At 67.9% G+C, this 16938-nt stretch carries 15 protein-coding genes and 1 pseudogene; 12 read left to right on the forward strand and 4 right to left on the reverse strand.

The features are described from left to right. Positions 1–822 (forward strand): annotated as a pseudogene (locus ACIGKQ_RS09170) (hypothetical protein); the annotation flags it as partial. A gap of 379 nt (positions 823–1201) precedes the next feature. Further along, the gene (locus ACIGKQ_RS09175; RefSeq protein WP_396573342.1) at positions 1202–2671 is read left to right on the forward strand and encodes a hypothetical protein; all 1470 of its coding nucleotides are present in this window, start codon (positions 1202–1204) and stop codon (positions 2669–2671) included. Between the two features lie 29 nt (positions 2672–2700). On the opposite strand, the gene ACIGKQ_RS09180 is transcribed toward ACIGKQ_RS09175, so the two are convergent. Further along, the gene (locus tag ACIGKQ_RS09180; protein ID WP_396573344.1) at positions 2701–3159 is read right to left on the reverse strand and encodes a Rieske (2Fe-2S) protein; all 459 of its coding nucleotides are present in this window, start codon (positions 3157–3159) and stop codon (positions 2701–2703) included. 167 nt (positions 3160–3326) lie between these two features. Between ACIGKQ_RS09180 and ACIGKQ_RS09185 the strand changes: the two genes are divergently transcribed. From ACIGKQ_RS09185 to ACIGKQ_RS09220, 8 genes are all read left to right on the forward strand, one after another. After that, on the forward strand, positions 3327–4217 hold the full coding sequence (locus ACIGKQ_RS09185) for a MoxR family ATPase (RefSeq protein WP_235723628.1): 891 nt from the start codon (positions 3327–3329) through the stop codon (positions 4215–4217). After that, positions 4214–5308: a VWA domain-containing protein gene (locus ACIGKQ_RS09190; RefSeq protein WP_328715837.1), complete on the forward strand. Its 1095-nt coding sequence runs from the start codon at positions 4214–4216 to the stop codon at positions 5306–5308. Before ACIGKQ_RS09185 ends, ACIGKQ_RS09190 begins: the two co-directional genes overlap by 4 nt. Before the next feature lie 161 nt (positions 5309–5469). Continuing rightward, complete coding sequence (locus tag ACIGKQ_RS09195; RefSeq protein ID WP_328715836.1) at positions 5470–5949, forward strand: (2Fe-2S)-binding protein; 480 nt, start codon at positions 5470–5472, stop codon at positions 5947–5949. After that, entirely contained in the window at positions 5946–8354 is a 2409-nt protein-coding gene (locus ACIGKQ_RS09200) for a xanthine dehydrogenase family protein molybdopterin-binding subunit (RefSeq protein WP_396573347.1), read from the forward strand. Before ACIGKQ_RS09195 ends, ACIGKQ_RS09200 begins: the two co-directional genes overlap by 4 nt. After that, entirely contained in the window at positions 8351–9205 is an 855-nt protein-coding gene (locus ACIGKQ_RS09205; protein ID WP_396573349.1) for an FAD binding domain-containing protein, read from the forward strand. The genes ACIGKQ_RS09200 and ACIGKQ_RS09205 overlap by 4 nt, the downstream gene beginning before the upstream one ends. Positions 9206–9207: 2 nt before the next feature. After that, positions 9208–9894, forward strand: coding sequence for an SRPBCC family protein (locus ACIGKQ_RS09210; RefSeq protein ID WP_235723623.1), 687 nt, complete (start codon positions 9208–9210; stop codon positions 9892–9894). Between the two features lie 110 nt (positions 9895–10004). After that, positions 10005–11189 carry an alpha/beta hydrolase gene (locus ACIGKQ_RS09215; protein WP_396573351.1) on the forward strand — a complete coding sequence of 395 codons (1185 nt, stop codon included), beginning with the start codon at positions 10005–10007 and terminating at the stop codon, positions 11187–11189. 50 nt (positions 11190–11239) lie between these two features. Further along, positions 11240–11470, forward strand: a complete 231-nt coding sequence (locus tag ACIGKQ_RS09220) for a hypothetical protein (protein WP_235723621.1) — start codon at positions 11240–11242, stop codon at positions 11468–11470. A 24-nt stretch (positions 11471–11494) separates the two neighbouring features. Here the strand turns inward: ACIGKQ_RS09220 and ACIGKQ_RS09225 are convergent, their stop codons facing one another. Continuing rightward, the gene (locus tag ACIGKQ_RS09225; RefSeq protein WP_266059653.1) at positions 11495–12403 is read right to left on the reverse strand and encodes an alpha/beta hydrolase; all 909 of its coding nucleotides are present in this window, start codon (positions 12401–12403) and stop codon (positions 11495–11497) included. 64 nt (positions 12404–12467) lie between these two features. Between ACIGKQ_RS09225 and ACIGKQ_RS09230 the strand changes: the two genes are divergently transcribed. Next, positions 12468–13625 carry an MFS transporter gene (locus tag ACIGKQ_RS09230; RefSeq protein WP_266059654.1) on the forward strand — a complete coding sequence of 386 codons (1158 nt, stop codon included), beginning with the start codon at positions 12468–12470 and terminating at the stop codon, positions 13623–13625. 18 nt (positions 13626–13643) lie between these two features. On the opposite strand, the gene ACIGKQ_RS09235 is transcribed toward ACIGKQ_RS09230, so the two are convergent. Next, positions 13644–14780, reverse strand: a complete 1137-nt coding sequence (locus ACIGKQ_RS09235) for a TDT family transporter (RefSeq protein WP_266059655.1) — start codon at positions 14778–14780, stop codon at positions 13644–13646. Between the two features lie 126 nt (positions 14781–14906). Continuing rightward, a complete protein-coding gene (locus tag ACIGKQ_RS09240) occupies positions 14907–15227 on the reverse strand; it encodes a putative quinol monooxygenase (RefSeq protein ID WP_235723617.1) in 321 nt (106 codons plus the stop codon). Positions 15228–15386: 159 nt separating this feature from the next. On the opposite strand from ACIGKQ_RS09240, the gene ACIGKQ_RS09245 reads away from it, so the two are divergent. Beyond that, positions 15387–16811 (forward strand): aldehyde dehydrogenase family protein, encoded by a 1425-nt coding sequence (locus tag ACIGKQ_RS09245; RefSeq protein ID WP_328715844.1) that lies wholly within the window; start codon positions 15387–15389, stop codon positions 16809–16811. The last annotated feature ends 127 nt before the right edge of the window (positions 16812–16938 follow it).

A 16938-nucleotide genomic window follows, 5' to 3' on the forward strand; every position in this document is an offset into this window, starting at 1 on the left:
AAAGAAGCCTTCGGCCACATGCAAATGTCGGCCTGCCTGAGCGCCGAACACGCCATCCACCTCCAACACCGCATCGCCGACCTCATCGCCGAACGCGTCTGCCGCCGCGACCCCCGCCGCGTCGGACACCGACGCGCCATCGCCCTCGCCGAAATCCACAGCGTCCCCGACGTGCGCCTGGAATGCGCATGCGGCTACGACACCTGCACCGCCCGCACCCGCAAGCGGGCCGCCGACGCGACCCCGTCGGTGGCGGTCGACGACAACGCGGTCACACCCGAGACCACGGCCACGCCCGTCGACGAGAGCACGGACTCCGCCGGCACCGATGAGCCCACCGAACCCGACACCACTACGGTCGAACCTTCTGCCGCACAGTCGACTTCCACCGACACCGCCGCTGATCCGACATCCGACGACGACCCCGGCGACGGTAGCGAATCAACAACGTGGACCGCGCGATGCGATGCACCGACCCCCGACGTGCGCGGACCGTCAGCCGACTGCCCCGACAACGTGGGGTCTGCACACAACCCCACCGAGGTCGACCCGCTCGCACACCACCACGTCGCCGAACACACAGTCGACGACGAAAGCCCAGGCCACCAAAGCCCACCCGACGGAAAACGACGCCCAGTCAACGGGAAACAGCGCCCAGTCGACGGGAAACGACGCACACTCGACGTGCGGCGGGTGCGCTGGAACGAGTCGGTACCTGCCGTCCTCGCACCGGCACCGGCGGTGCTCGAGCCCCGCTGCGCGGCGACCCCGCGCGTCCACCGGATCTTTCGCTACCGCGACTATCGCTGCCGACACCCGTAGGCGCAGGGCCGTCTCGCACGCGAGGCACAGCTATGCGCGGCGTCCACACCCGACCGCAATGGCCGGGCGTTGACGCATGCACATCTGACGGCCATGACCCGACTACGAGCCCCCAGAAATGGGGTCAGTCATCTACATTGACGATTCAGGTTCATACATTTGGTCGATAGATTTGCGATTTCGAATCTCCGTAACGTCATCAGAAGTATCGGGCATCGCACGGTACGAAGCATTGCTGCACTCAGCCCCGCAGCACCTATGTGACGGAGAAATGACATTGGCGCACCGCGGTAAGCATCGCCGACCAGCACAGTTGTCAACGAACCGATTCCGGAGCACATCGACGCGCGCGACAGCGGTATCGGCCGTCGCCGGAGCCGTGTGCATCGCGACGCTCGGCCCGCTCGGACCCGCATCGGCGGGCGCCACCGCCGTCGTCGACGACCTGATCGACGACGGCATCGTCTACGACGCGACCGACGACACCAACGGCCTCGACTTCCTGGACGACGTGCCCGGAAACGCGATCATCGTCGTGACCCCGGGGACCGATGACGCAACGCTCTTCCCGCGCATCTATCCACTCATGGGCAGCCGGACCACCCTGGTGGTCAACTATCCCGAGTCGTTCGGTCCCATCATCGCCGGCAAGACCGGGACACTGCCCTTCCTGGCGCCGCTCTACGACGACTCGAAAGACGTGGCAGTCGACCGCAATCTCGACGTCATGCGCGCGTTCGCCGGCGCAGCGCCCGGAGGGCCTCCGATGGTGGTCTACACCGGCTACTCGCAGGGCGCCGACGCCGTCGGCAATGCAGCCGAGATCGCCCACGAGGGTGGCGACCTCGATCCCACACGGACACGGATCGTCTTGGTCTCCGATCCGCGCAGCCCGTGGGGGATCAAGTCGTGGCTGGCCGATACGCCGATTCTGCCGCAGATCGCCGGCGTGATCGGCATCGAATCCGACGGGGCCCGCAACCCCGGCGCGACCGGGAACACTCCCGTGACGTCGGTGATCGTCGTCGGCGACCCCGTCGCCAACTTCCAGTGGGTGTGGTACCGGCCCGTGTCGTCGCTGATCGTCGACGCCGCAGGGTTTCTCACCGTCCACAGCGGCAACGGACCGCAGACATACGCCGACATCAACCGGTTCGACGACCCGACGGTCTATCACAGCGTCGACGGCAACACACGCTACGAGGTGTACGACGTCGGACATCCACTCGCGCTGGCCACCCAATGGGTGCACGACGAACTGGGCATCCCATACACCGCCGACGATGTCGAGGACTGGAACCGGGCGGCCGAAGCCTTCTATCCGATGCAGCGACCTGGAGTCGAGAACTCGGCCGTTCCGGTCACGGCTGCCCCCACCCCATACAGCGTGACGATGACCTCGGCCGCGGCCACCGGTGCGCCTGACACCGGAGCCGACCAGAGTCAGTCTCTCGCTGCCACAGACACATCGGCGACTGATCCCACCGATGATCCGTCTCCCACATCCGCCCGAATCAGTCCGAGCACGTCGGAGATCGCCGCGGCACCAGACCCGGTACCGCAAGCACCAGAGCCGACGCCGCCCACGACACAGTCCACGCCGCCGTCCGTCGACACCGGGCCGAGCGTCGACAACCAGGTACCGGCCCCGACCGTCGTCGCGGACTCCCCGGACGACCACGCCGACAACACGCCGGACACGACCGGACCGAGTGCTGAGTCCGCGTCGGGCAGTGCCGATCCGGACAGCGGGGTCGCGCCCGACACCGTCAGTTCACCGGAGACGGACACCTCGCCGGAAACTGCGGCGTCCACCGACGACGCCTCGGCGGGCTCGACCGAGAACTGACCGGCGGCGACGAACAACGCCGCCGGGCGTCAGCCCAGCGTGACCTTCCCGTCGGCGACGCTGATCGGTCGCGATGCCAACGGCTCGGTCGCGGGGCCTTCGATGACACTGCCGTCCTCGGCGGAGAACTTGCTGCCGTGACAGGGGCAGATGATCTCGTTGTCGGTGACATCGCTGACCGTGCAGCCCTTGTGGGTGCAGACCGCGGAGAATGCGTTGTACTCCCCGTCGGCAGGGTGGGTGACGACCGTCTTCACCGCCTCCATCACCACACCCCCACCGACGGCGATAGAGGCGGCATCGGGCAGCAGCCCGCCATCCCCGGACGATTCGGCACCGGACGAATCGGCATCGGCCGTGGTGGTGGACGCCGAATCGGTGCTGTCGTCGGACCCGCAGGCCGCGAGTGCGGCCGCACCGGCAACGGCGGCCGCACCGCCGAGCACCTTGCGTCGTCCGATCGTAATGGGCATGTTGACGTTGCTCATGACTCTCCCGGGCTGTGGGTAACTGGCATGACCTCGCGTTCATCGTGCCAAACATCGGGAGCCGCCACACCCGGGCCGCAGGATTGGCCGCAACGCGATCTCCCGGACGTCACGGCGATGTGCGCGGTCCCGACCTACCGGGCCGCGTCTGGGCATAGGCTCGCGAGGTGACCGACGCACGACCCGCCGCCGGATCGCCGCGCGAACTCGCGGCGGCTCTCGAGTCCACCGGCTATCTCGCCGATGACGGTCTGGCCATGGCCGCCTTCCTCGCCTTGCGAATGGGACGACCCCTGTTCTGCGAGGGCGAACCGGGCACCGGCAAGACCTCACTCGCGGTAGCACTGGCCGAGGCGTTGCAACTGCCACTGATCCGGCTGCAATGTCACGAGGGCATCGATGCCTCGCAGGCTCTCTACGACTGGGATTTCCCGCGCCAACTGCTGCACCTGCGCACACTCGAAGCGGCCAGCGGCGGCGCTCTGGACGCCGACGCAGCCGAATCCTCGCTCTACACCGAACGTTTCCTGCTCGCCCGGCCGCTCCTTCAGGCACTCACCGACGCGCCCTGTGTACTCCTCGTCGACGAGATCGACCGCGCCGACGACGAGTTCGAGGCGTTCCTGCTCGAGTTGCTGGACGAGAACGCGGTGACGATCCCCGAACTCGGACACATCCGGGCCGCAACGCCGCCACTGACGATCCTGACCTCCAACCGGACCCGTGAGGTGCACGACGCGCTCAAACGCCGATGCCTCTATCACTGGCTACAACACCCCGACCTGGACCGCGAGATCGCCATCATGCATCGCCGGGTACCGGGCATCGCCGACGACCTGGCCACCCAGGTGGCACAGGCAGTGCACGTCCTGCGCGGCCTGGAATTGCTGAAACCACCGGGCGTGGCCGAGACCCTGGATTGGGCACGCGCCCTGCGCGAACTCGATCGTGATGTGCTCGACGCCGAGATCGCCGCCGCCACCCTCGGTACCGTCCTGAAGTACCGCGAAGATCTCGATCGCGTCGCCCGCGCCGGGCTGGACCGTCTGCTCGCATGACCGGCGAGCTGATCGGCGTCGCTGGGTTCGCGCGGACCCTGACACACGCCGGGCTGCCGGTCGCGACCGACTCCGTCGAAACGTTCCTCCGCGCGCTGCGCGAGATCGACCTCGCCGACGTCGACGCGGTGTATTGGGCCGGCCGGGCAACCCTGTGCCGTGACCCGGACGACCAGCCGCGCTTCGATCTCGCCTTCGACGCCTGGTTCGGCGATCAGGTCCCACGCGCCACCCGACGCCCCACCCAGCCCAAGCACAGCCCGATGGCCGCGCTTCAGACCGCCGGCGAACAGCGCACAGACGGATCGGGGCCACAGCTGGCGGTGGCCGCCGACGACACCGAGGTGCTGCGCCACCGCGACATCTCCTCGCTGTCGGCGGCCGAACGCGCCCACCTCGCCGAACTCATCGCGGAGTTGCGGCCGCGCCCGCCGCGGCGGGCCGCCCTACGTCGTACCCCGGCCCGGCGGGGACGGGTCGATCCACGACGCACCGTGCGCGACATGCTCGCCGCCGGGGGCGAACCGGTACGTCCGAGCCACCATCGATCCGCCACCCGGCCACGCCGCGTGGTACTGCTGTTGGATGTCTCCGGATCGATGAGCCCCTACGCCGATGCCCTGCTGCGCTTCGCGCATGTGGTGACCCGCGCGAACCCGTCCGGGACCGAGGTGTTCTCCCTCGGCACCCGGCTCACGCGACTCTCGGTGGCGTTACGCGCCCGCGATCCCGAACTGGCGCTCGCCGCCGCCGGTCGCGCCGTGCCGGACTGGGCGGGCGGAACCCGGCTCGGCGACACACTGCAGGCTTTTCTGGACCGGTGGGGTCGACGGGGATTGGCGCGTGGCGCGGTGGTGGTGATCTTCTCCGACGGTTGGGAGCGCGGCGATCCGGCGCTGCTCGGGCAACAGATGGCACACCTGCGTCGCCTCGCCAAGGCTGTGTTGTGGGTCAACCCGCACGCCGGTGCGCCCGGCTACCAGCCCGTGCAGGGCGGGATCGCCGCCGCACTACCCCACCTCGACCTGCTGCTCGCCGGACACTCGCTGGCGACGTTGCAGGAACTGCTGGTTGCGGTCCGCGAGGCCTGATTCGTGTCTCGCAGGACACCAGCTCATAACGGCGACGAATCCGGGGCGCCTAGTACGGATTCCGCGATTTCGGTGATCTGGGACACAGTGGTGGCGCAGAGTGACGGTGGAAGGTTTCGCCCGGCGCCAGCCCACGACTGCCGGCATGCATTGGAGGCCCCATGCGCATCACCCTCACCGTCGACGGCACAACCTACACCGACGACGTCGAACCACGGACGCTACTCGTCCATCACCTACGCAATCAGCTGGGCAAGGTCGGCACCGTGGTCGGTTGCGACACGAGCAACTGCGGCGCCTGCACCGTCCTGCTGAACGGACACAGCGTCAAGTCCTGCTCGGTCCTGGCCGTGCAGGCCGACGGCGCCGACGTCACCACCGTCGAAGGGCTCGCCCGCGACGGCACGTTGCATCCCGTGCAGGCGGCATTCCGCGACAACCACGGCCTGCAATGCGGTTACTGCACTCCCGGCATGATCATGTCGACGATCGATCTGCTCGGCGACAACCCGAGTCCCGATGAGCACGCGGTACGCGAAGGCCTCGAAGGCAACCTGTGCCGCTGCACCGGCTACCAGAACATCGTCGCCGCCGTCCTCGACGCCGCCGACAAAATGCAGGCCACGGGAGGTGCCCAGTGACCGCGACCGTCGAACCGAGCGCTGCCGCCGAACACGAGATCGGCAAGGCCCGCGTCCGCAAGGAAGACGACCATCTCATCACCGGCCGTACCCGCTGGACCGACAACATCGTGCTGCCCGGCATGCTGCACATCGCGATCCTGCGCAGTCCGATGGCGCACGCACGCATCGCAAGCATCGATGCCGAGGCGGCCAAGCAGATGCCCGGCGTCGTCGCCGTCTACACCGGTGCCGACCTCGCCGAGGAACAAGCCTCCCTGCCCAACGCAATGCAGATCACGCCGGACATGAAAGTCCCACCGGCGCCGTCGCTCGCAGTCGACACCGTCCGGTTCGCCGGCGAGGCGGTCGCGATCGTCGTGGCCCGTGATCCGTACGCCGCGCATGACGCGTTGGAGAGCATCGACATCGACTACGACGACCTGCCTGTCGTGCTCGATCTCGCCGCCGCCGCGCAGGACGGAGCCGACCTGGTCTATCCGGACATGGGCACCAACGTCCAGGCAGTGTGGGTGTTCGACTCGGCCGAGGCGGGCACCGGCAGCAGTGTGGAGGACGCGATCCGCGATTCCGAGGTCGTCGTGGAACGCACGCTGCGCCAACAACGCCTGATCCCCGCGTTCATGGAGCCGCGGTCGGTGGTCGTCGACCCGACGGGCCCCCAGATCACCATGTGGTCGGCCACCCAGGTCCCGCACATCCTGCGATTGATGCTCGCGATGACACTCGGCATCCCCGAACACAAGTTGCGCGTCATCGCCCCCGATGTCGGCGGCGGATTCGGCGGCAAGCTGCAGGTGTGCCCGGAAGAGGTGCTCGCACTGCTGATCGCCCGGCGCCTGGGCAAGCCGGTGAAATACACCGAGTCGCGCAGTGAGTCGATGCAGGCCGCCCACCACGGCCGCGACCAGATCCAGAAGCTCACCCTGTCGGCGAAACGTGATGGCACGGTCACCGGCATGAAAGTCGAGTTGCTCGCCGACATGGGCGCCACCCTGCGGGTGTTCACCGCTGCGGTGCCCATCCTGGGCGCGTTCATGTACAACAGCATCTACAAGTTCCCGGCTTATCACTTCTCCTGCACCAATGTCTTCACCAACAAAGTGCCCACCGACGCCTATCGCGGTGCCGGACGTCCGGAGGCCACCTTCGCCATCGAGCGGATGATGGACGAGCTCGCCACCGAACTCGACATGGATCCACTCGCGCTCCGCGAGAAGAACTGGATCCGCCACGAGGAGTTCCCGTTCGACACCGTCGCCGGATTGACCTATGACACCGGCAATTACGAGGCGGCGACCGAAAAGGCGAAGGAGCTGTTCGACTACGAGGGACTACGTCGCGAACAGGCGCAGCGCCGCGAACGCGGCGACACGGTGCAACTGGGCATCGGCGTATCCACCTTCACCGAGATGTGTGGCCTCGCGCCGTCGCGGATCATGGGTCAGCTCGGCGGCGGTGCCGGCGGGTGGGAACACGCCGCGATCCGGATGCTGCCGACCGGCAAGGTCGAGGTGGTCACCGGCAGCTCAGCCCACGGCCAGGGTCACGAGACGGCGTGGAGCCAGATCGTCGCCGACCGACTCGGCGTGCCCTTCGAGGACGTCGAGGTCTTACACGGCGACACCCAGACCTCGCCACGCGGACTCGACACCTACGGTTCGCGCTCCCTCGCGGTCGGCGGCATGGCCGTCGTCAAGGCAGCCGAGAAAGTGGTCGACAAGGCGCGTCCCATCGCCGCGCACCTGATGGAGGCGGCCGAGGACGACCTCGAGTTCACCGACGGCAAGTTCACGGTGAAGGGCACCGAGAAAGCGGTCGGCATCACCGATGTGGCGCTCGCCGTGTTCGCCGCGCACGACATGCCCGAAGGCGTTGAGCCGAATCTCGATTCGGAGGCGACATTCGATCCGGAGAACTTCTCGTTCCCGCATGGCACGCATCTGTGCGCCGTCGAGGTGGATACCGAGACGGGGTTCGTGAAGATCCGCAAGTACGTGTGCGTCGACGACATCGGCAGCGTGGTCAATCCACTCATCGTGGAAGGACAGGTGCACGGCGGTCTCGCCCAGGGCATCGCGCAGGCCCTGTACGAGGACGCGATCTACGACGAGTCGGGCACGCTGCTGTCCGGATCGTTCGCGGAGTATCTGGTGCCGGGCACTCCGGATCTGCCGCCCTTCATCACCGACCGCACCGAGACCCCTGCCACCGGAAATGTGCTGGGCGTCAAGGGGGTCGGCGAGGCAGGCACCATCGCCTCGACACCCGCGGTGGTCAACTCGGTCCTCGACGCGCTGCGCCACCTCGGGGTGACCGAGGTCGAGATGCCGTGCAGTCCGATGCGGGTGTGGAAAGCCATCGAGGCGGCCCGCTCCTCGTCCACCCAGGGAGGTGCCAAGTGATTCCGTCCGAGTTCGAGTACGTCGCCCCGACCAGCCTGGCCGAGGCGCTGTCCGCACTGGCCGACGCCGGCGAGGACGCCAAGGTCATCGCCGGTGGGCAGAGCCTGATGCCGGTGTTGCGGCTGCGGTTGAACTCACCCAGCACGATCATCGATCTCGGCCGGATCGAGGAACTGCGTGGGGTGCGCGATGACGGCGACGCGCTCGTCGTCGGGGCGATGACCACCCATCACGACGTCATGACCGATGCTCTCGTCGGCCAACACGCCACGCTGCTCGCCGAGGCCACCGCGACGGTGGCCGACCCACAGATCCGCCACCGCGGCACATTCGGCGGTTCACTCGCCCACGCCGACCCGGCCGGCGATCTCGGCGCGGTGGCCGTCGCTCTCGACACCACCATGACCGTCGCCGGGCCCAACGGCCGACGCAGCCTCGGTGCCGATGAGTTCTTCACCGACATCTTCACCACCGCACTCGAACCCGACGAGATCCTGGTCGACATCCGCATCCCCAAGCACACAGGTTGGCGCGCCCACTACGAGAAGTTCCACCGGGTGTCACAGAGTTGGTCGATGGTCGCGGTCGCCGCGACCGTCGACGTCGACGGCGGGACCATCCGCAACGCCGCGGTCGCACTGACCAACATGGGCGCGGTACCGGTCAGGGCCCGCGGAGTGGAGCAGGCGCTGGTAGGGCAGTCCGCAGACATCGACGTGATCCGGGCGGCCGCCGACCACGCCGACGAGGGCGCCGAACCGATGAGCGACACCAACGCCGACGCCGAGTACCGCACCCACCTGGCGAAGGTGCTCACACGCCGAGCCGTCGTCACCGCAGCGGGAGTCTGACCATGCAGCTTGAACACGCCTTCTCCGTCGACGCACCGATCGACGACGTCTGGAATGCCCTGATCGATCCCGAGAGGGTCACCGGGTGCATGCCCGGTGCCAGCCTGACCGGGGTCGATGGGGACAGCTTCACCGGCCAGATCAAAGTGAAGATCGGCCCGGTTGCCCTGGTGTACAAAGGCACCGGGACCTTCGTCGAGAAAGACGAGAGTGCCCACCGCGCGGTGATCGAGGGCAACGCCAAGGAATCCCGCGGCCAGGGCACCGCCAAGGCATCGGTCACGATGACGCTGAAGGATGAGGGCGACCAGACCACCGGGACCGTTGTCACCGACCTGGCCATCACCGGCAAACCTGCCCAGTTCGGTCGGGGCATGCTGTCGGATGTCGGCGGCAAGATCATCGACCAGTTCTCGTCCTGCCTGTCGAAGAAACTCGGTGAACCGGCGCCGGCCGCGCAACCGGCAGCCACACCACCGTCGGGCGGGCAGCCGGCTGAATCCGAGGGCGCCGGGGCTGCCGCAGCCACCACCCCGGTCCAGCCGTCCACCGAGCCGCACGCCGAGGCAGAGGCGCTTGACCTCATGCAGTACGCCGGCGGCTCGGTGGCCAAGCGCGCGGCACCGCTCGTCGGTGCGTTGGTTCTCGGCGCGATCGTGTTCATCCTGGTACGCCGTCTCCGTAGCTGAGATCGATTCCCCCATCCGGTTGAATCGCGCGGACAACGGCCCGCCGCCGGTGTAGCGTCTGCGACGCAGACCCTGCCGGTCCGGAACCGGGTGGGGACACGGGGGTGATCGTGGCAATTCGGACGACGTTGTGCCGCATGGTCGCCGGCGGTGCATCGATCATGGTGGCCTGGGCCGCCGCCGCGCCGACACAGGCGGCGCCCACGCAGGCGGTACCCACCGTTGTCGCCGCGGAGGTGATCGCTGAGGGCCCGATGGTCGTCGACGGCGCGAGCACCACCTCACGCATCCGATACACCTCCACCTCGGTGCGCGGCGTGCGCACCGAGATGACCGGCACCCTCACGCTGCCGAGCGCGCCGGCCCCGGACGCCGGATGGCCACTGGCGGTGTGGAATCACATGACCGTCGGCGGCGCGGATCACTGCGCCCCGTCTACCGCGACCACCACGCATCCGGAGCTGCCTCGGATGACCTCCGGTGATCGGGTCATCGCCCATCTGCTCGACGCCGGATTCGCGGTGGTGCGCCCGGATTTCGAGGGTATCGGTGGTTCCGGACCGCATCCCTACCTCATCGCGGGATCATTGGCGCGTTCGACCATCGACGCAGCGGTCGCGGTCTCTCGGTACGACTCCCGGATCAGCCACGACGTGGTGGTCGCCGGCCACTCGGAGGGCGCGGTCGCCGCGTTGTCGGCCGGCGCCCGCGAGGCGGCACAGTGGAATGGGTTACGGCTTCGTGCCGTCGCCGCACTGGCCCCACCGACCGAGGTGGCCGCAATCCTCGACGCATTGTCCGGCGTACCGCTGGCGGGCCCCGCGATCAATGAACTGGTCGGCCTGGCCGCGCTGTTGGGCAGTGGCGCGGCAGCAGCGGATCCGGATTTCGCCGACCTGATGACGCACGGTGGTCTCAGTCGATCCGCGACCGTGCTGCTGCCCCACATCGAGGATCGATGCTATGCCGAACTCACCGAGCCCGACTCCTTCGGCGGACTCGCACCGACCCAGCTACTCGGCCCCGCGGGCGCGCAGATGAAGGCGAAGCTGGTGGAGATTCTCGAGCGCAACGACGTGCGGAATCTGCATATCCCCGCGCAGATTCCGGTTCGCGTGGATGCCGGATTCACCGACACGGTGGCACCGCAGCCTCTCGTCACGCGATTGGTCGACACCTACCGCCACAACGGAATGTCGGTGACCTACGTCGAGCATCCGGTCGGCCACGCCGGCGTGGCAACCGAGCCGGGTGCGGCCACCGACATCGCGCGGTGGTTGATCGCACAGGTGTGAAGCCCGGGCAGCACCCGAGCACCGCACCACCCGCGTGATGTACTCGTGCGATGACCACGTTCCCCGCCCTGACAGAGACACCGCTGGCGATGGCGGACGCGAATGCCGCCGGGCTCACCCTCGGCATCGCCGTCTATGCTGCGGCGATCCTGATCGGCATCGGCGTCGGCATCAACGCCGTGACCACCGGGCGCCGACGTCGTGCGGTGATCGCCGCGACCGTGGTGCTGGTGCTCACACTCGCCGGCCTGGTGATCGCGATCGCGAGCAGTATCGGCTAGTCGGGTCGCCCGGGCCGGTGCACCTCACGCCGATGCGGCGAATGCCGCGCGGAGCGCCGCCGTCTGCATCCGGAAGAACTCCTTGGACACCGGCGCGTTCGTCTGGATCAGGTCGAAGGCGTGATAGGCGCCGGGGATCACCTCCAGCGCGCAGTCCACCCCGGACTCGCGTAGGCGCTTCGCGTAGGCCACATCTTCATCATGGAAGAGGTCGAGTTCGCCGACGCCGATCCACGCCGGTGCAAGTCCGGTGAGATCGTCGCGACGAGCCGGCGCGACGATCTCGGGCGCGGCGCCGCCCAGGTAAGCCCCCCACCCGAACCGGTTGGAACTGCTGTTCCACATCCTGAATCGGTTCTCGATCGGCGACGGTCCGGCGGCGCCGGTGCGGTCGTCGAGCATCGGGTAGGCCAGCAGCTGCAGGACCGGTGCGCTCTCGCGACGTTCTTTGACCCGCAACGCCACCTGGGCGGCCAAACCACCGCCGGCACTCGCGCCGCCGATCGCCACCCGGGACGCATCCACACCATCGATCTCGTAGGCGAGCTGCAGGGCCTCGTGGCAGTCGTCGAGTGCCGCCGGGAACGGATTTTCGGGCGCCAACCGATAGTCCACCGAGATCACGACGGCGCCGATTTCGGCGCACAATCGCCGGCACAGGTCGTCGTCCTGCCGGGCCTCGCCAAGCACGAATCCACCGCCGTGAATCCACACCAGGGCCGGCGCCACCGCACGCCCACCGGTAGGCCGGAAGATGCGCACCCCGCCGCCGGAGGGCAGTGACCTCACCTCGACACCGCGATCACGCTGCAGCCGGGCGAGCCCGCCCTGTAGGAAGCGGACGATCCGCAGGCTTCGCGGGCCGGCGAGCCCGCGCGGCAACACACGTGCCGAACGCGCCAGGTCGGGATGAAACTCGTGCTGTGCGGTCATGGTCGACGCTCACCTTTCGCTGCGATTGGTTGAATCCAGGTATAACGCGGCAGAATCTCGCCCGATGAACATCGACGAGATCGGCACACGACGCTTTGCCCTCCCCGCGGTTCTGCTGGTGCTGTTCACCACTGGATGGGGCGCCAATCACTTCGCGTCGATGATCCCGGTCCTGCGGGTCGACAAGGGATTGTCCTCAACTGTGCTCACCGGCGCGTTCGGCATCTACGCACTCGGGCTGCTGCCGGGCCTGTTCGGCGGCGGCACGTTGTCGGATCGGACCGGCCGGCGGCCGGTGGTGTTGACCGGCGCGGTCCTGGCCGGGATCGGAAATCTGATGATGATCGTCTGGCACGAGGAGGCCGGAGTGCTCGTCGGTCGCCTCGTCGTCGGGCTCGGGGCCGGACTCACCATCAGCGCCGGCACCGCCTGGGCTGCGGACCTGCGCGGCCGATCCGGAGCGACGCTGGCCGGGGCCATCCTGACCACCGGCTTCGCCCTCGGCCCCGTCATCACCGGTCTGCTCGCCGAGTTCGTCCCGCATCGACTCGAGATGCCGTTCGCGGTGTCCGGGATCGCGTCGATCGCCGTGGCCGCGGCGGCAGTGGCACTCACGCCCGCGACCCCGGCACCCACCGCGCACGGCGCATCCGTCGACGATCCAGGGCGACGATCTGTGGGTGCCGCGTTGTCCTGGTCGGTGCCGATGGCGCTGTGGGTGTTCTCGTCGGTGACCGTCGCCGTCGTGGTGATGGCCGAGCGCATCGCCGACCGCTACGACGGCGCGTGGGTGCCCGGCCTGGCGGCCGCGTTGAGTCTGGGGTCGGGAGTGATCATCCAGTTCGTGGTGCGCCGACTGCACAGCGGCCCGTCGGCCGGGGTCGTGGGGGCAGCGCTGGCAGCCGCAGGCTTCCTGCTCGCAGCCGCGGGAGGCGCGCACCCGAGTATGGCCCTGTTCGTGATCACCGCGATCGTGTTGGGTCTTGCCTACGGTCTGTGTCTGCGCGACGGACTGATGGATGTCGAGACGATGACACCGTCGGAGAACCGGGGTGCGGTGACCGGGATGTTCTATGTCGCCTGCTACCTGGGGTTCGGATTGCCGGTGCTACTCACCAGCATTCGGCCCTCGACCGGTGTCGTCGCCCCGCTGGTCGTCCTGGCGGCCGCCGCCGCAGTGGCGTCGCTCGCCCGTGCCCTGCGCCTGCGCCGCCGCGTCTGACCGGCTCGCGACGCAGCGTCACGCAGGCAAGAAGACGCGACCACCGATCGCACCCCGTACGGTCCGGGCGGCAACGGTCACCCAGGCCGCGAGCAGAACGACGTAGAGCGCGGCACCCAGATCGCGAATCGGCGTGGAGTCCAGGGCGAACCCCAACGCGCACAGGCCCGTCACACAGGTGCCGACGGGAAAGGTGAAGCTCCACCAGGTCAGCGCAAACGGCAGCCCGCGGCGCACAGTTCGTACGGTGACGGCCACGGCGAGTGTGAACATGGCGATGCCGAAGCCACCCATCACCAACCCGTAAACGATGCCGAACACGGTCAGACCGACCGCGATCGGTGCGTGCCCACCGGTGAACACCAGATGCGACTGGACTGCGAGGAGGTTGGCCGCGGTGATCGACTGGCCGACCATGCCGAGCGTGATCCAGATCGTCGGGGCCGACCGCGACACCGGCACCCCACCGCGGAGCAGTCGGGCATAGATCAACGTCATGGTCATCAATCCGAGGATCAAACTCATGCCGAACAGTGCATAACAGCCGGCCAGCATCGTCAGTCGCAGCTGTCCAGCCGGAACGTAGGCCACCAGTGCGGCGCCCGTGGACGCCGACACCATCGGGGGCACCACCGGCATCAGCCAGGCGGGCAGGGCCGCGTGTTCGGACTTCTGCTCGGCGGTCATCATCGCGAACGGCACCCAGACCGCGGTCGCCACGCCGATCGCGGTGCCGGCTGCCCACAGCACGCCACTGATCGACAGTGCGACCGCGCCGCCCAGGATCGGCTCACCGAGATGCAGGGTGCCCGCGCCGACGGTGAGCAGAGCCATCGGCAACGCACCGTAGAACTGCGACATCACCGGGTCGGTGGCATACCGGCGCGCGGTCTCGCCGTGGCGACGCCAATGCACGGCGAACGCGACGCTGATCGCGACGAGCAGCACCGACGCGAGCAGCCAGATCGCGGTCGCGAACGCGGTGATGATCGCCGACTGCACCGGCAGCACGATCGCCGCGTTCGCGACGATCCCGGTGCCCATCACCGCAGCGAACCAGTTCGGCGTCAGGTGCTCGAACACCTGACGCGGATGGTCGAGATCGGGAAGGAGACGACGACGGACAACTCCGGTGCGCTCGAGCGTGGCGGTCATGGCTCCACTGTCGAGGAATCGCGCGTCCTCCGGCAGAGGGCCCGACCTTGTGTGCCCACAACCACCAATTGTGGGGCGCCACCGTCCCCGCTTGTGACCTCCGCACCGTATCGGCGGCAGACGGGATCAGTCCACCGACATCTCCCCCAGCTCCGACCAGCCGTCCTGATCGAGCGTGACGTTGATGATGTCGGGCGTGCGCTGCAGATACTTCGGCAACTCGGTCGTCGCGACCTGGAAGTGCGAGCTGTTCACATGCGCCTCGGCGGCGTCATCGTCGAACGCCTCGGTGAGCACGTAGGTGTTCGGATCGTCGAGACTGCGCGCCCACTCGAAGAACCTATTGCCCGGCTCGGCGCGGGTGGCCTCGGTAAAACTCTGTACGAGATCAGGCCATTGATCGGCGAATTCGGGCTTGATGGGCCACTTTGCCACGATGAAGATCATGCTCCCACTGTAATGATCCCAGCCCTGTCCACCACCTCGTCGCCGTCTCAATCAGAGACGGATATATCTGACAACCACCGTTTCCCGGAAGCCTCGTCGGCGATACCCGGAGGCGGCATAGTGTGGTGGAGACAACACGTGTCGAGTCGGAGGTACTACATGCGCGAGATCACCAAGTTCTACATCGACGGTTCGTGGGCCGAGCCCGCCGAGCTCAACCTCATCGACGTGATCAATCCGGCCACCGAGAAGGCCGCCGGCCACGTCGCCCTGGGCACCGCCGCCGACGTCGACAAGGCCGTCGACGCCGCCCGCAAGGCGTTTGTGACCTGGAGCCAAACGTCGGTGGACGAACGGGTCACCATCCTCAACGCCGTCGTCGCCGAGTACCAGAAGCGGATGCCCGATCTCGCCGCGGCAGTCACCGAGGAGATGGGCGCGCCCAGCGGCCTGGCCAACAACGTCCAGGTACCGATCGGACTGGCGCATTTGATGACCGCGGCCGCCCAGCTACCCACCTTCAGCTTCAGTGAGGATCGCGGGACCTCGCGGATCGTCAAGGAGCCGATTGGCGTGTGCGGCTTCATCACCCCGTGGAACTGGCCGCTCAACCAGGTCATGTGCAAGGTGGCCCCGGCGCTCGCGACCGGCTGCACCATGGTGCTCAAGCCGTCAGAGGTGGCCCCGTTCAGTGCCGCGATCGTCGCCGAGATCTTCGATGCCGCAGGCGTTCCCGCCGGCGTGTTCAACCTTGTCAACGGCGACGGCCCGGGCGTCGGCACCGCACTGGCCGCGCACCCGGGGATCGACATGGTCTCGTTCACCGGTAGCACCCGCGCCGGCATCGAGGTGGCCAAGAACGCCGCACCGACCGTCAAGCGCGTGGCCCAGGAACTCGGCGGCAAGAGCCCGAACATCATCCTCGACGACGAAGATTTCGCCGCCAACGTTGCCGGCGGTGTCGCAGCGATGATGATGAACTCCGGCCAGTCCTGCAACGCACCCACCCGAATGCTGGTCCCCTCGTCCCGGATGGCCGAGGCCGAGGAGGCGGCGAAGTCGGTCGAGGCCACCCTCACCGTCGGCGACCCGAGCGGTGACGTCCGGTTGGGTCCGGTGGTGTCCGAGCCGCAGTTCACCAAGATCCAGGGACTCATCGACCGCGGTGTGGCCGAGGGTGCCAAGGTGGTGTTCGGCGGGCCGGGACGCCCCGATGAGCTGCCCACCGGCTACTACGTCCGCCCCACCGTGTTCTCCGAGGTCACCAACGACATGGAGATCGCACGCACCGAGATCTTCGGCCCGGTGCTGGTGATGATCGGCTACGACTCGCTCGACAACGCGATCGAGATCGCCAACGACACCGAGTACGGACTGGCCGGCTATGTGTCCGGCAAGGACGTCGACGAGGTGCGCAAGGTGGGCGCACGGATCCGCGCCGGTTCCATCTCACTCAACGGCGCACAGCTCGATCCGGTCGCACCGTTCGGCGGCTACAAGCAGAGCGGTAACGGCCGTGAGTGGGGCGACTACGCTTTCGACGAGTTCCTCGAGGTGAAGTCGCTGCTCGGCTACGACGCCTGACACACCTCCCCGGGCCCCCCTCTCACGACCCGGGTTCTCCTCTCCCGACGACCGCTCTCGTATCACCTGCGAGGGCGGTCGTCGTGTGTCCGGGGCCGCCCCGGTGTCACGTCGCGGGTAGTCACAT

The organism is Gordonia sp. NPDC062954 (genome assembly GCF_044543825.1).
GTDB lineage: Bacteria > Actinomycetota > Actinomycetes > Mycobacteriales > Mycobacteriaceae > Gordonia > Gordonia tangerina.

Excerpts from the sequence above, each read along its gene's own strand:
- ACIGKQ_RS09220 (WP_235723621.1), top strand. The coding sequence starts at position 11,240 with ATGACCACGTTCCCCGCCCTGACAGAGACACCGCTGGCGATGGCGGAC.
- ACIGKQ_RS09190 (WP_328715837.1), top strand. The coding sequence starts at position 4,214 with ATGACCGGCGAGCTGATCGGCGTCGCTGGGTTCGCGCGGACCCTGACA.
- ACIGKQ_RS09195 (WP_328715836.1), top strand. The coding sequence starts at position 5,470 with ATGCGCATCACCCTCACCGTCGACGGCACAACCTACACCGACGACGTC.
- ACIGKQ_RS09240 (WP_235723617.1), bottom strand. The coding sequence starts at position 15,227 with ATGATCTTCATCGTGGCAAAGTGGCCCATCAAGCCCGAATTCGCCGAT.
- ACIGKQ_RS09210 (WP_235723623.1), top strand. The coding sequence starts at position 9,208 with ATGCAGCTTGAACACGCCTTCTCCGTCGACGCACCGATCGACGACGTC.
- ACIGKQ_RS09245 (WP_328715844.1), top strand. The coding sequence starts at position 15,387 with ATGCGCGAGATCACCAAGTTCTACATCGACGGTTCGTGGGCCGAGCCC.
- ACIGKQ_RS09225 (WP_266059653.1), bottom strand. The coding sequence starts at position 12,403 with ATGACCGCACAGCACGAGTTTCATCCCGACCTGGCGCGTTCGGCACGT.
- ACIGKQ_RS09180 (WP_396573344.1), bottom strand. The coding sequence starts at position 3,159 with ATGAGCAACGTCAACATGCCCATTACGATCGGACGACGCAAGGTGCTC.
- ACIGKQ_RS09235 (WP_266059655.1), bottom strand. The coding sequence starts at position 14,780 with ATGACCGCCACGCTCGAGCGCACCGGAGTTGTCCGTCGTCGTCTCCTT.
- ACIGKQ_RS09230 (WP_266059654.1), top strand. The coding sequence starts at position 12,468 with ATGAACATCGACGAGATCGGCACACGACGCTTTGCCCTCCCCGCGGTT.